The sequence below is a fragment of the Stieleria sp. genome (assembly GCF_041595215.1).
Classification (GTDB): Bacteria; Planctomycetota; Planctomycetia; order Pirellulales; family Pirellulaceae; genus Stieleria; species Stieleria magnilauensis.
Genome location: NZ_JBFHKV010000088.1, coordinates 1 through 13,848, shown reverse-complemented (window position 1 = coordinate 13,848; position 13,848 = coordinate 1). Strand labels below are relative to the sequence as shown.

General features: G+C 60.7%; 11 protein-coding genes. 4 read left to right on the top strand and 7 right to left on the bottom strand.

Features of this window, described 5'->3' with window-relative positions; translation table 11 throughout:
- Both ABX749_RS05705 and ABX749_RS05700 read right to left on the bottom strand, forming a co-directional pair.
- Nucleotides 1-450, bottom strand: a 450-nt coding sequence (locus ABX749_RS05705) for a hypothetical protein (RefSeq protein ID WP_372895130.1), incomplete at its 3' end; no start/stop codon positions are given.
- A gap of 200 nt (nucleotides 451-650) precedes the next feature.
- Entirely contained in the window at nucleotides 651-1,754 is a 1,104-nt protein-coding gene (locus ABX749_RS05700) for a hypothetical protein (RefSeq protein ID WP_372895129.1), read from the bottom strand.
- A gap of 176 nt (nucleotides 1,755-1,930) precedes the next feature.
- On the opposite strand from ABX749_RS05700, the gene metK reads away from it, so the two are divergent.
- Together metK and ABX749_RS05690 are read left to right on the top strand one after the other, a co-directional pair.
- Nucleotides 1,931-3,115, top strand: coding sequence for a methionine adenosyltransferase (metK, locus tag ABX749_RS05695; RefSeq protein ID WP_372895128.1), 1,185 nt, complete (start codon nucleotides 1,931-1,933; stop codon nucleotides 3,113-3,115).
- A 290-nt stretch (nucleotides 3,116-3,405) separates the two neighbouring features.
- Nucleotides 3,406-4,200 (top strand): metallophosphoesterase, encoded by a 795-nt coding sequence (locus ABX749_RS05690; protein ID WP_372895127.1) that lies wholly within the window; start codon nucleotides 3,406-3,408, stop codon nucleotides 4,198-4,200.
- 538 nt (nucleotides 4,201-4,738) lie between these two features.
- Here the strand turns inward: ABX749_RS05690 and rplL are convergent.
- The 4 genes from rplL to ABX749_RS05670 form a co-directional block, all read right to left on the bottom strand.
- Nucleotides 4,739-5,152, bottom strand: coding sequence for a 50S ribosomal protein L7/L12 (gene rplL / locus ABX749_RS05685; protein ID WP_095737433.1), 414 nt, complete (start codon nucleotides 5,150-5,152; stop codon nucleotides 4,739-4,741).
- Nucleotides 5,153-5,227: 75 nt separating this feature from the next.
- A complete protein-coding gene (gene rplJ, locus ABX749_RS05680) occupies nucleotides 5,228-5,752 on the bottom strand; it encodes a 50S ribosomal protein L10 (RefSeq protein WP_095737432.1) in 525 nt (174 codons plus the stop codon).
- 39 nt (nucleotides 5,753-5,791) lie between these two features.
- Nucleotides 5,792-6,469 carry a 50S ribosomal protein L1 gene (gene rplA / locus ABX749_RS05675; protein WP_145223369.1) on the bottom strand — a complete coding sequence of 226 codons (678 nt, stop codon included), beginning with the start codon at nucleotides 6,467-6,469 and terminating at the stop codon, nucleotides 5,792-5,794.
- Nucleotides 6,470-6,766: 297 nt separating this feature from the next.
- The gene (locus ABX749_RS05670; RefSeq protein ID WP_372895126.1) at nucleotides 6,767-7,252 is read right to left on the bottom strand and encodes a CinA family protein; all 486 of its coding nucleotides are present in this window, start codon (nucleotides 7,250-7,252) and stop codon (nucleotides 6,767-6,769) included.
- Nucleotides 7,253-7,440: 188 nt separating this feature from the next.
- Between ABX749_RS05670 and ABX749_RS05665 the strand changes: the two genes are divergently transcribed.
- Entirely contained in the window at nucleotides 7,441-8,331 is an 891-nt protein-coding gene (locus tag ABX749_RS05665; protein ID WP_372895125.1) for a hypothetical protein, read from the top strand.
- Nucleotides 8,332-8,390: 59 nt separating this feature from the next.
- Here ABX749_RS05665 and ABX749_RS05660 read toward each other — a convergent pair whose 3' ends face one another.
- Nucleotides 8,391-10,208 (bottom strand): response regulator, encoded by a 1,818-nt coding sequence (locus tag ABX749_RS05660; RefSeq protein WP_372895124.1) that lies wholly within the window; start codon nucleotides 10,206-10,208, stop codon nucleotides 8,391-8,393.
- A 1,024-nt stretch (nucleotides 10,209-11,232) separates the two neighbouring features.
- Here ABX749_RS05660 and ABX749_RS05655 point away from each other — a divergent pair.
- Complete coding sequence (locus ABX749_RS05655; protein WP_372895123.1) at nucleotides 11,233-13,449, top strand: hypothetical protein; 2,217 nt, start codon at nucleotides 11,233-11,235, stop codon at nucleotides 13,447-13,449.
- Nucleotides 13,450-13,848 lie beyond the last annotated feature (399 nt).

The window sequence follows — 13,848 nt, the reverse complement described above, 5'->3', positions numbered from 1 at the left end:
CAACGAATCCGACGCGGCGCGCCCGGCGGCAATCTGGACGATGGATTCATCGCCGCCGATCGCTCCGGTCCAATCGATCGGAAGGATTGCCAGTGTCGTCGTCGGCAGGGGGCGGGCGTCGAGTTGGCTGACCAGTTCCAACGCGATGTCGCCCCGTCCGGCGCGCATCGCTGCTTGGGCCGCCATCATCGAGAGCCATTGTTGCCGCCAGACGGGAGGCCGGCTGGAGGCCTCGTGATCGCTGATGCTGCGGACCAAGGCGGGCAGCGCCGCGCCGAAGTCTCCTTGATGGAACAATTCCAACGCAGCGGCTTGATCGGCCGGAACTCGGGTCAGGTCGACCGCAACGACGCGCGGCGATGAAACACGCGTGACGACGCTTTGCCCGTCCAGCAGGATGGCCAGTTGCTCGGCGTCGTAGGTTTGGATCGTTCCACGCAGCGTGCTCAACGGTCGTGGGTACCAGCGATCCTCAGAGCGCTCTGATGAGTCCGATCGCGTTTCCGTGGGCGGCGCCAATCGGACGCGGTGCGGCGGTTCGGTCGCCGATGGTGTTTGGGCTTCTGCGGTTGCGGATCCGGCGGCTGACAGGCTGATTAAGCAGGCCGCGACCAGGTGCGGCCACGTGGTGGGGCGGGGGCTGGCTGGGATCACGGCGCGGTCGCCTCATCGCCGCCAGGTTCCGTGGCGCCAGGTTCTGCGCCGTCAGGTTCCGTGGCGGCCGGCTGGGCTGGTTCCGACCGCAGTTGCCGCACGTCGACGTATTGGTATTGTCCGTTGTTCATGGCGGCCAGGTCTTTCAAAAAACTATCCGCTGCGGGGCCGCCGCGGCTGCCGAATTCGATGGCGTGAATCGTCGTCCCGCTTTGTTCGGCGCGGTCCTGCACCACCTTCAATTCCAGCTGGGACAGCCGTGGGATGTGCGCGTCGGTGAGAAAGAAAATGACGTCCGGCGAAAGTCGCAACGCCATCAGCAGGGCGCCTTTGTGTTTGGTGCCGCCGAACGCTTGGATCGCTTCGACGTACCGTTGCGCCCGTTTCAGGTTGTTCGGTTCACCGGCAACCATGGTCATCGGCATCCCGGACATCTGAAACGGTTTGACGTTCTCGTTGTAGAAAATGATCTGGAACTGTTGCTGCGGGGAGAGAGATTGCAGGCTGCGGATCAATTCTCGTTTGGCGCTTCGGAGCGGCAATCCGCCGAAGCCGTTCATGCTGTCGCTGCGGTCAAAGACATAGACGAAACGCGTCCCGCTGCCGGAGACGCCGAACAGGCTCGCCGTTGCTTGTTGGCCCGAGGGCGACTTGCTCGACGTGCCCGCTCCATCGCCGAAGGCGTCACCGTCCAGTTGGACGTCGCCGGCGATCCCGCTGCCACGTTGCGGGGCCGGGGTCGATTCCATCGCCGACAAGATGCCTTGCAGATCGATCGGCGGTGACAGATCGGCCGGTGGGGCCGCGGCGGCCGACGCACTGGAGGCGTCTGCGGCGGTTTCCTGGACCGTTTTCTTGGGGTCCGCGGTGACTTCATCGTAGCGGTCGCGATCGGGCAGCCGATGGACCACCGCGATCCCGATTTGGCGGTCATTTGTCCCCTCGGAGCCCTTAGGGGCGGAGGAAGCCACCCACGCGATGAGGATCAACAAAACCAGGTGCAGCACAAAGGAAAGCAGCAGTGGCGGTGTAGGATGGGGCTGGATTTCCGGCCCCAGCTTGGCAGGCGGCGAATCGTTTCGGGGCGGCGTTGCGTTCAAGCTGGTCCTGTATCCTGTGATCGGAGACAATTCCGCTGCCAGACACGCCAACGGCGGTTCTCAGCAGGGCCTCGCCAAATTACGTTATTAGATCAAGATTGTAACGATTTCACGCCGGCGCCAACGTCTTCGAGTTTCCGGACCCACGGCTTGAGCGCCCCTATTGGAGTAAATCTGTGAGCCAAGCTCGTTTTTTGTTTACTAGCGAATCGGTCAGTATGGGCCACCCTGACAAGTTGGCCGATCGGATTTCCGATGCCATCCTGGACGCCCTGTTCACCGAGGACCCCAACAGTCGGGTTGCTTGCGAAACCATGGTGACGACCGGCGTTGCAATCATCGCCGGCGAAATCTCCACCAAGGCCAAGGTCAACTATGCCGACGTGGTTCGTCAAACGATCAATGAGGTCGGGTACACCGACGATCAAATGGGAATCTGCGGCGACACCTGTGCCGTGATGGTTTCGGTCGACACGCAAAGCCCCGATATCGCCCAGGGCGTTGATTCGGATGCTGCCAGCGGCAAAGACGTCGGTGCCGGAGACCAGGGTCTGATGTTCGGCTATGCCTGCAAGGACACGCCGGAATTGATGCCGTTGCCGATCGCCTTGTCGCACCGCATCATCAACCGCATCACCGAGGCTCGCTTCAACAAAGAAGTCAGCTGGTTGCGGCCGGACAACAAGGCTCAGGTGACGGTCGAGTACGAAGGGAATACGCCGGTCCGAGTCGACACCGTGGTCGTCAGCGCCCAGCACGATCCCGATGTCACCAACGACGAGATCCGCGAGTTCATCATCGAAAGCGTCATCAAGCCGTCGCTGCCCGAAGGCATGGACAAGGGTGACATCAAGTATCACATCAACCCGACCGGCAAGTTCGTCGTCGGCGGCCCCCACGGTGATTGCGGTCTGACCGGACGCAAAATCATCGTCGATACCTACGGCGGCTGGGGACGGCACGGCGGTGGCGCGTTCAGCGGCAAGGATCCGACAAAGGTCGACCGCAGTGCCGCCTACATGGCTCGCTACGTTGCCAAGAACATCGTTGCAGCCGGACTGGCCGAGCGTTGCGAAGTCCAATTGGCCTACGCGATCGGTGTGACCGAACCCGTCAGCGTGCACGTCGACAGCGAGGGAACCGGAACCGTTCCCGACGAGCGACTGTGCGAACTGGTTCGGGAGCATTTCCCGCTGACGCCTTCGGGGATCATCGAACACCTGAAACTGCGCCGCCCCGTTTTCAAAGTCACCACCGCAGGCGGTCACTTTGGACGCGAAGGCGACACGTTCACGTGGGAAAGCACCGACAAGGCCGACGCATTGGCGGCTGCATCGAAGCTGGCCGCCGCGGCCAACTAGCTCGTGTCGAAGGGACGTCACGGTTGTGCGTGACGGTTGGCATGCACAGCATGCCCTACGTGTGAAGATGGCATGCACAGCATGCCCTACGTGTGAAGATGGCATGCACTGCATGCCCTACGTGTGAAGATGGCATGCACAGCATGCCCTACGTGTGACGCTTGGCATGCACTGCATGTTTGGCGACTGCCGGAGGCAAAACCTTCGGCAACATGCCTTGGAATGATTGTCTCTCACGCGGTGCGTGAACCTCCCGGTCCGTCAGGCGAGCCCACCCCTGGAGTCCAGCAATGCGTTTGGTTTGGACCTCCGATCTGCATCTCAACCACGTCGATTTAAGGGCCTGGGACGCCTGGGTCGCCCAAGTCTGTCGCGAGGGTGTGGACGCCGTCGTGGTCACCGGCGACATCTCGGAAGCCGAGGACGTGGTGTTCCAGTTGCGTCGGATGGCCGAATCGATCTCGCTGCCGATTTACTTCGTGCTCGGCAATCACGATTTCTACGGCTCTTCGATCGGGGCGACGCGACGCAGCGTGGCTTCGGTCACGCGCGATCTGCCATCGCTGTGTTACCTGACCGATGCGAGCACGATTGAATTGACGCCGGGTCGCTATCTGGTCGGGGAGGACGGTTGGGGGGACGGGACCGAAGGCGATTACGAAAACTCACCGGTGCGGCTGAACGATTTTGTCGCGATCGAAGACTTTCGTCAGGTCGACCCGATCAGTTGGCCTCGTTTGTTGCGTGAGCAAGGTGCTCAGTCGGCCGATCGATTGCGGCAAAAATTGTTGGCACTGCCGGAGTCGGCGCGGGGCGTCACGGTAGCGACTCACGTGCCGCCGTTCCGTGAATCCTGCTGGTACGAGGGGCGAACGACCGATGACCTTTGGGCGCCCTTTTTTGTCTGCGGCCAGGTCGGCGCGGTGTTGAAGCAATTCGCCGGCGAGCACCCGGCGATCGAGATAACCGTGTTGTGTGGCCACACGCATCACGCCGGTACCGCCGAGATGGCGCCCAATTTGGTGGTGCATACCGCCGCGGCCGAATACGGCGCGCCACGGGTGGAGCGTGTGCTGGAGTGGTGAGCCTCGGGTGGCGAGGGGGTTGTTAGCGGAACGGCGCGAGCCGTCCGGTAGCAAGCATCACTTCGTTTGGTGTCAAAGGAGAGCGGCAGCGAACCGAGTATCCCGGAGGGATGCCAGCGAGTAGCCGGAGGTCAGCGCAGCGCCACCTCCGGGAAGCACGTCGACCCCCTTCGGGCAACGCTGTGAAGCATTTATTCCCTGCGTTTGACGAGGTGTTAGCGGCAGGGCGCAAGCCCTCCGGTCCCTCATCGTTCCCGAAATACCGGAGGGCTCGCGTCCTACCGCTAAAAAAATGCTTCACAGCGACACCCTTCGGGGTCGCGTCTGACGCGGGACCGGATATCCGGAGGTGTCGCTTCGCTCGCCCCCGGCTAATCGCTTTGACCCCGTCGGGGTCATGGCCGCTAACAACATCACGGGCGTTCTGCGGGGATCGTTCGGCGGGGATCGTTCGGCGCATCAAAAAACTCTGCGGTCCGGAGTGTGGTTCCGGGCGCAGAGTTCTTTGTGTTGCGGGAAGCAATCGGGCGAGGGAGAACTACTTGAGTTCGACCGAACCGCCGGCTTCTTCGATTTCGGCTTTGACCTTTTCGGCTTCTTCCTTGGAGACGGCTTCTTTGAGGGTCGCGGGGACGCCTTCGACCATCTTCTTGGCTTCCATCAGCGAGGCGCCGGTGAGGTTCTTGACGACCTTGACGACGTTCAGCTTTTTGTCGCCGAAGCCGGTCAGGACGACGTCGAACTCGGTTTGCTCGGCAGCGGCTTCACCGCCACCGTCACCACCGGCGGCCGCCATCACGACTCCGCCGCCTGCGGCGGGCTCGATGCCGTGGACTTCCTTCAGGTAGTCGCTCAGCTCTTTGGCTTGCTTGAGGGTCATTTCGGCGATCTTGTCGCCCATTTCTTTAGCTTCGGCGCTGAACTCAGCGACCGCAGTGGCTTCATCAGACATGACAGGTTTCCCTTAAAAAACGAATGGTCGGTTGTTTGAAAAACGGAATGGGGGGGTGATAGCTGTGGCGGTCGACTACTCGTCGCCTTCGCTGATCTTTTTCAGCTGGCTGTTCAGCGTCTTTCCGGGGCCCAGCATCGCGGCCGATAGCGTGGATCCAGGTCCCAGAATTTGGCCGACGAGCATCGAGATTTGTTCTTCGCGGCTAGGCCATTTGCTGACCGCTTTGACACCATCGGCGTCAAGACGTTCACCGTCCATGACACCGCCGGTGGTGGTGAACTTCTCGTATTTCTCGCCGTCCTTGTCCAAACGGACAACTTCCTTGACCAGCGACACAAAGTCTTCGCCGCCGTAGCACACTGCCACAGGGCCACTGGCACCTTCGAAGGCCGGGGCCAACGAGGTTCCCTCGGTGGCGCGTCGGGCGAGAGAGTTCTTCACGACAAACATCGTGATGTTCCTCTCGGCCAATTCGCCACGTAGTTCATTGGTCGTGTTCGCGTCCATTCCAACGGTGCTGACCAGGACGGCGTCTTGGACACCGTCAAGTTGCCGCTGGATGTCGCGGGTCACGAGTTGTTTGACGTACTTACTCATCAGATTGGTTCACTGAAGTAGGGATGATGGGGGCGCCGACTAGCAAGTGACTCGCACACTCGGGCTCATCGTTGCACAGATCGCCACGCCTTTGACGTACGTGCCCTTGATGGTTTGCGGTTTCAGGCCGTCCACGAATTGGATGAAGGCGTTGATGTTGTCGACAAGCTTGTCCGATTCGAAGCTCATCTTGCCGACCATCGCGTGGACGTTGCCGCCCTTGTCGTTTCGGAATTCGACTTTACCGGCCTTGTACTCGCTGACGACTTTGCCGACATCGGGCGTGACGGTTCCGGCACGGGGGCTGGGCATCAAACCTCGAGGACCCAAAACGCGTCCGAGCGGTCCGACCAATCCCATCATGTCGGGTGCGGCGATGCAGACGTCGAAGTCTGTCCAACCGTCCTTGATCTTCTTGGCCAGGTCGTCTTGACCGACTTCATCGGCACCCGCTTCTTGTGCTGCCGTGGCGGCATCGCCTTTGGCAAACACGACGACGCGTTGCTGTTTTCCGATCCCATGCGGAAGCACCAGTGAACCACGGATGATTTGGTCCGCTTGGTTCGGATCGACGCCCAGACGCATGTGGATCTCGACCGTTTGATCAAACTTGGTCGAATCGTACGCCTTGAGCGCAGTGACCGCTTCATCGAGAGGAAGCGTGTTCGCTGGTTGCTTTTCGAGCGCGGCGCGATACCGCTTTGATTTCTTACCCATATGGTCACGACTCAATGGAGGTCGGGTGGTGTTAGCAAAATCACCAGGCCCGAGGCGAAAACGCACCTCGGCGGCAAATTCTCCCACTTCACAGAAAACCTATCGGCTTCTGACGAGACGAGAATATTGAGAAAGTCGTTGAAAGCGTCAACGCCAATTGTGCAACTTGCCCAGAAGTTTTTTCCCGGCAGCCACGTTTTCCACCCCTTTTGACGTCCCAACTTCGCCGTTTGGAGGTTTCGCAGCGGGGGGCCAGGGATCTGAAACTTGAAATTGGAAAGTTGAGATCTGAGCCAGTCATATCGTTCCCAGCACTCGGATCAGGGTGTCGATCACGATCAACGCGGATTCTCGCTGCCGGCCGACTCGTTTTTTGGCCTTCAGCTCGACGCCCCAGGTTCTCGGCGGTTGGCCGCGCCGCCCGACACCGACAAAGATCCGACCGTCGAATTCTGGCGGGGCGTTCGGTCCCAGGTGACCGGTCACCGAGGCCGCCAAGTCCGCGTGCGGCGTCATCTGCAACGCTCCGGCGACCATTTGATGCGCCACCGGGGCGCTGACCGCGGTGTGCTGATGCAGCGTGTCTTCGGCCACGCCCAGCCAACGCATCTTGCTGGCCTCTTGGTAGACGACAAACGAACCGGCCAGCCAAGCGGAAACACCGGGAACCGTGGCAAGCGTCGCCGCAATCAATCCGCCCGTGCAGCTTTCGGCCAACACCAGCGTTTGTTGTTTCTCCTCGAGCAGCTCGACGAGTTGTCGGGATTGGGAATCGAGATCCATGGCAGTCCGATCAATGATCAATGGGTTGGAAGTTGCGTGGGGGGCAGGTCGCTTTCGCGCGGTCTAATCCGAACCGCGGCGCGGTCAACTTAGCAGCCTGGAGCAAAAATTGGTTGGGGAGGCGGGGGCGGATCGTTACCCTGGGGGCGATCCCCGACGCGCCACCCATGCTCGATCAACCTCCTTCCATGCACCAGCGACCTGCCGATTCCTGCCTTGCCAGCATCACCTCGCTTCCCAAACAGGAAGCCGGGCGAGTGCTCACGCTCGGTTGGAAATTGCTGCTCAATGCATCGTTGTTGTTGGTGCCCGTGTTGATGGTCGGCCTGGTGTCTCCGCTATTCTTCCTGTCGCTCTGGGTCGGATCCGGCCGTGCCCTATTGGTTTCGGCGGTCGTGATTCCGTTGATCGTCGTGGCCCAGGTCTCTTGGGCGGGCACGTATCCGGAATGGCCGATGAACCAGTTATTGGTCCGCCGTTTGCGCCGTTCTTGTCGTTCACGCAAGCGCACGAGGGGGGCCGGCGGGCAGCACCCGCAAGTGCCGGCCGAGCAGGCGCCGGTGGAGCAGGGGGGGCGGTCGAATTGGATCGAGACGGCTCGTCTGGTCGAGTGGGTGCCGCGCGAGAATTGGAACGCGACGAAGTTGGACACCGCCGAGGATGTGATGCTGATTCACGTCGACGGCTGGGGCGTGGTGATGGAAGGAGATTTTTCGCGGTACCGGTTCCCGGCCGCGTCGATCATTGACGTGCACGTGGAATCGGTGCGGCCGACCGGGTGTTTTCATCGCTTGCACTTCGTCGTCGTGACGGTGCGTACCGCAGACGGGCCGCTGGAGTTTGCGTTGGCCTATCGGGATCATCGATTGGGCGGCTTGCGTTCACGCCATCGTCGGCGCCAAACCGAAGAGCTGTGCGGGGAGATTCGCCGCATCGCCACCGGCGGCGATTTCAGCTACCGCGACCCGGACAGCGATCGACTGATGCATCTCGATCCGGCTCATCTCGGTGTCGATGCTCCGGCGGCCCAGCAAGCGGCGGCGCGATTGAATCCTTACGCGGCGCCGCGTTCGCTGTAACGCTGCGCGGGCCGTCGAGACGCAGCGTGGGCCGTCGTGGCGCGATGCGGGGCGACGATTCAACGGGTGTGAATCTGTCCGACGGTCGGTGGGTTGGCCGCGGGACCGGCTTGGTTGTCCGGGGCAACGCCGCCGGCCAACAGGACGGTTTGGACGACGTCGATCAGTTGGTCCAGCCGGAACGGTTTGAACAACCGCGCCTTGGGATGCAGTCCGTTTTGCAGTGCGTGGACGATCGAGTGGCCTGGGTCGTAGCCGAATCCGGTCATCAGGATCATCGGCACCGGATCGATGATCTCCTTCAAACGCATCATCAATTGAAAGCCGCTGTGTTCGGGCAGTTTGATGTCGCTGATGATGACGTCGTACTTGTCATCTTCGCCGGCATCGCGAACCATCAAGACGGCTTGGTCGGCACCGCGGGCGGTTTCGACGATGCATCCGTAGCGTTCCAGCAGCGTGTGGGCGTCTTCGCGGACGGTGCTGTCTTCGTCGACGACCAGGATGCGTTTGCCGCGAAGCAGCGCGTGTTCATCCGAGGAGATGCCCGGCGGAACGGCTTCCAGTGGCGTCAGCCGCTGTCCGATCTGTTGAATGGTTTGCTTGATGTCGCGGGCGTTCTTCAAGATCCGGCGGATGCGATCGACCATTTCCGGCGAGTGGCCGATGTAGTCCTCCATCACGTTGACGGCATCGTTGAGGATCTCGTCGACGGGCAGCGCGACGGCGCTGTGGATCGCATTGCAGCTTTGCTGGGCGGTGTCGGCCTTTTGGGCGACGAGGAGTTCCAACGTGTTGAGTGCGAAGCTGATGTCGCGGGCAAAGATCTCCAGGAACTGCAGATCGCTTTCGCTGAACGCGGCGACTTCGGGGCTTTCGACGTTGATCGTTCCAAGAACCTGGTCGTTCAAGATCAACGGAACCGTCAAGGAGCTTCGCGCGTTGGCGACGCCGGGGATAAACAACGGGTCGTTGACCACGTCATAGCACAGGTAGCTCGTCCCGCTGGAGGCGGCATACCCGGTGATCCCGTTGCCTTGCGGGTGGGCGAACAGTTTTCGATCGGCCGCTTCCTGGTCGATCCCGACGCTCAACAAGGGGACCAGGTTGCCGCTGGCTTGTTCGAGCAGCCGAATCTCGATCACCTCGAAGTTCAGCAGGTCGGTCAGGTAGTGTCGGATGTTGTCTTTGAGCAAATCGATTCGCTCGTCGACGCCCATCTGGTAGATTTCGGTCGGCCGCAAATCGGCCAGTTCGCGTCCGGCGCGGTGGATCGCGGCGAGTTTCTGCTGCTGCAAAATCTCATCGGTGATGTCGCCGACGGTGACCACAAGATGCGGCTCGGCGGCGTTGTCGCCGACCGGCGCGGCGCGGACTTGGAAGAAACGGTTGTCCGAGGTTTGGAAGGTTCCACTGCTTTCTTCGCCGGTGGAAAAGGCGGTGTGGAACGGGCAGAGATCGGATCCCATGATGTCGGGATTGCCCAGCAGGTCGTAAATCGTTTCGCCCGTCGGGTCTTCTTCCAGCTTGCCGGCCCAGGCTTTGAGGCGGCGGTTGGCCCACAGCACCCGGATCTTGTGGTCCAGCAACGCGGCCCCCTCGGGTAGATCGCGGAGCATCAAGCCGCTTTGACAGAGCCCCCGCAGTTCGCCGAGTTCGGGGAGCAACTCTCGGGCGATCCACACACCCTCGATCGAAGGGCTGGCCAATTGATCGAGGACCGTCGCCGAGGAATCGAGCGCGAGCACTTCCTCGTCCGAGAACCCGCGCGGCAGCGTTTGCTTGTCGCCTACGCATATCAGCCGAATCGTCTCTGTCGACTCGCCGGGCTGGCCGGTCCTGTCTTCAGTGCCGAACGGGGAAGTGGATCGAGTCATGACACGCCTCAGACCACGCAGTAAAAATCGAGCGAAGGCGACTCGCTTTGGGCCGCCCCTGGGAACTCATCGATGAACGCACATCCATACATACGTCGGTTCATCGGCACTACCTCACCAAGAATCATACGAGAAAACGAGTGATCAACCACCGTTGAACCCAGCCGAATACGCGTTTGACCGCGCAAACCGCTTCAGTTGCCAGTCAACCCGCCTTGTGGTCGGATCATCCGCCCTAGACGGAGGCCGTTGACGTGGCAGCCGACGCCCGAATCGGTGCAATGTTGGCGCCAAACGCGCGACGGAACAAGTTTCGCTGATTCACTCTCGTCCAATCACGCGTCATTTATCCACCTTTCTCACCGCCGTCTACCCGTTCGTCATCCGGGCTTGCGTCGTTTCAAAAAACCTCGGAAATCATTGATTTCGTTCGCCCTTCCTCTGGGCACAGGTGTCTACACCGCAGTCATTACCCTGCCTGGCAGAAAGCGGCGATCGAAACGGGGGGCGTCCGTTGGTCGGAGCGTTTGACGTCGGCTCTGATGCGATCGTCATCAAGTCGATTCGTTTCGGTGTTGTCAATTCGATCGCGCTGCGCGGTCAAGGTCGGGCGACAGTGCACATCGACAAGTCTCTCGCGGTCCGTTGCGACCCTGCCTGCAAGTCAGTTTGACACGGGGAAAAAACGGGGGTACTTGTCGTCCGATGCGGGCGTGCCGCTTGAGAAAAAATGAATTTTGTTGCGGGGAATTCCGGGGTTTTTCGCTTCAGCGGGATAGGGCAATCGATCCCTGTCGGATCGAGATGCGCCGGTGGCATGCTTCGGCTTCCATGATTCCGTTTTGAACGCCTGGGCAAAACTCGCGATTTGCGTTGTCTGCACGTCGCCTATTTGTTGACAGGGGTTGAAGCAGGTCTACATTCATGGGGCTGGGCAGCAGCCCATGCTACGCAGCCGTTACAGACTCACTCGTATTCCCATCGTCGGCTCACTGGCTGTGAGACATTTTGGAGGACTCACTACATGAAGAAAATGATGTATCAAGGTTTGGCAGGACTATGCACCGCACTGTTGTTTGCGGCAAATGTCTTTGCTCAATGCGGCGATTGCGGCGGCTGCGCAAGCGGTTCCGCGTGTGTCGCTGCCGGCGGGGCCGCTGGCCCCGCTGTCGCGTATGAAACCCGGACGGTCATGCGACCGCAACTGGTGTCGGAAACTCGCCTGGTTCCGACGACGACTTATCAAACCGAAACACGCACCCGCATGCGTACGGTGACGCGGCAAGTTGCCAAAGTGCAAACCCGCGAGCAGACCTACACGGTCAATGTGCCCGAAGTCCGAACTCGCACCGAATCCTACACGGTTTGCGTGCCGGTCGAGTACACCGAGGAAGTGCCTTACAAGGTACAGGTTCCGGTGACGACCGAGGTCGAACAGACCTACCAAGTCTGTGTGCCGTACACCGATACGGTCGAGCAGACCTACACGGTGTGTGTGCCCCAGACCAAGGAAGTCGAACAGACTTACACGGTTTGTGTGCCTTACACGGAACCGCAGACCTACACCGTTTCGGTGCCGGTCCGAGAACAGGTCGAGCAGGAGTACACGGTTCAAGTGCCGGTTCAAAAGACCCGCACCGAAACCTATGAAGTCTGCGTGCCTTACACCGAGCCGGTCGAGCAGACGTACACGGTCCAAGTTCCGGTGAAAAAGATGCGGACCGAAACGTACCAAGTGTGCGTTCCGTACACCGACACGGTGACGCAAACCTACGCCGTCAAAGTGCCCTACACCGAGCCGCATACCTACACCGTTCAGGTGCCGTATTGCGAAACGGTGGAGCAAACGTACTCCGTCAGCGTGCCCTACACCGAGCCCGTCGAGCAGTCTTACACGGTGATGGTTCCCTACACCGAGCAAGTCGAGCAGACCTACACGGTTCAGGTGCCTGTCACGGAAACCAAGACTGCAACGCGTACGGTCACCAAGTGCGTTCCGGTGACGACCATGAAGACCGTCACCGAAGATCACGGCAGCTACCAGTGCCAAGCGGTTGAAGCCGCTGGCGGTGCAGGTGCCGGTGCCGGTTGCGGAGCCTGTGGCGGAGCCTGTGGCGGATGCGCGCCCAGCAATCCTTGCGGCGGATGCAGCACTGCCTGCAATCCCTGTGGCGGATGCAGCACGGCGTGCAATTCCTGTGGCGGATGCGGCGGTGCAGCCGGCGTCGTCGGCGGCAGCGGTTGTGCCCCGGCGGTCAGCTATCGACAAGTCTGGGTGCCCAACCTGGTCACCAAAGAAGTCCCGGTCACCACGTACCAACGGCAGACCACCGAAGAGCCGTACACGTACACGACGACCAGCTACGTCACCGAAACCAAAACCCGCACGGTTCCGGTGACCAAGTGCCGTCCCGAAACCCGCACCCGTACGGTGAACGTCACTCGGTATCGCACCGAGCAACGCACGCGACCCGTTCAGGTTCGAAAAGTTCGCACCGAAGAACGAACCGTCAACGTCACCAAGTACAAGACCGAAACCCGCACCCGCGAGGTTCCGGTTCAACGGACTCGGATGGAAACCCGTGAACGGCAAGTTCCCTACTGCGAAATGATGACCGAAACGCGGACCCGCACGGTCAACGTTCCCAAGACGCGGATGGAAACTCGCACCCGCGAAGTGGCCTACTGCGAAATGGTTCCCGAGACGCGGAAGCGAATGGTCACCGTTTGCTCGATGCGTCAAGAAGAGCGGACTCGTGACGTGACCAAGTATCGCAACGAGACCCGCACGCGAACGGTTCCGGTCACCACCATGGTGAACGAAACCCGCACCCGCTCCATCCCCGTCACCAAGACCCGTCTGGAAACCCGCACCCGCATGGTTCCCCAGACGACCTACAAGACGGAAGAAGGCACGCGGACGGTCACCAAGACTCGGATGGAAAACCAAACCCGCGAGCGCGAGGTCAACTACACCGTCTGCGTCAAACAAGAACGTGTCCGAACTTACAACGTCACCGTTTATGAAAACGTGACCGAAGAAGTTCCGGAAACGTACAATGTTTGCGTCCCCGTGACGACGATGAAGGAAGTGCAGGTGCAAGTCTGCAAGCCCGTTCCGACCACGGTCCAGGTGCCGGTGTACAGCTACGGCGCGTCCGCCGCTCCCGGAGCCGGCTGCGTCAATTGTGGCGGTGCCGCACCGATCGCAACCGGTGCCGGCTGCACCAACTGCAACTGATCCTGCCACGACCCAGACGCTGAGCACCGCTCAGCGTTGGCATGATCACCCGCAACACGGCCCCGACAAGGAAACTTGTCGGGGCTTTTTTTTTGTAGTGAGTCTTGGGTACTGGGTACTGGGTAGTGGGCACTGGGTACTCAGCCCTGCGGCCCTCCCGCGGCGATCGGCGGGGTTTGCTATGCTGGGGGGCTGCTTCGACCCAGGAAAAGAACACTTGATGACTGATCCGACCGCGACCGAACCATTTCTCCCCAAGATCTCGCTTCGTTGGCTGATCGGATTGGTCACCGTGTGTGCCGTTGCGATGGGAGTCGTCCAGCAGGCGATCACGACCGGGCAACTGTGGGCGGTGTTGACGACGGTCTTGATCGCAACGCTGACACTGCCGTTTTTGAT

Bases quoted from the DNA above. Each gene is read 5' to 3' on its own strand.
- ABX749_RS05690 (WP_372895127.1), top strand. From the start codon at position 3,406: ATGCGTTTGGTTTGGACCTCCGATCTGCATCTCAACCACGTCGATTTA.
- rplL (WP_095737433.1), bottom strand. From the start codon at position 5,152: ATGTCTGATGAAGCCACTGCGGTCGCTGAGTTCAGCGCCGAAGCTAAA.
- rplJ (WP_095737432.1), bottom strand. From the start codon at position 5,752: ATGAGTAAGTACGTCAAACAACTCGTGACCCGCGACATCCAGCGGCAA.
- rplA (WP_145223369.1), bottom strand. From the start codon at position 6,469: ATGGGTAAGAAATCAAAGCGGTATCGCGCCGCGCTCGAAAAGCAACCA.
- ABX749_RS05670 (WP_372895126.1), bottom strand. From the start codon at position 7,252: ATGGATCTCGATTCCCAATCCCGACAACTCGTCGAGCTGCTCGAGGAG.
- ABX749_RS05665 (WP_372895125.1), top strand. From the start codon at position 7,441: ATGCACCAGCGACCTGCCGATTCCTGCCTTGCCAGCATCACCTCGCTT.
- ABX749_RS05660 (WP_372895124.1), bottom strand. From the start codon at position 10,208: ATGACTCGATCCACTTCCCCGTTCGGCACTGAAGACAGGACCGGCCAG.
- ABX749_RS05655 (WP_372895123.1), top strand. From the start codon at position 11,233: ATGAAGAAAATGATGTATCAAGGTTTGGCAGGACTATGCACCGCACTG.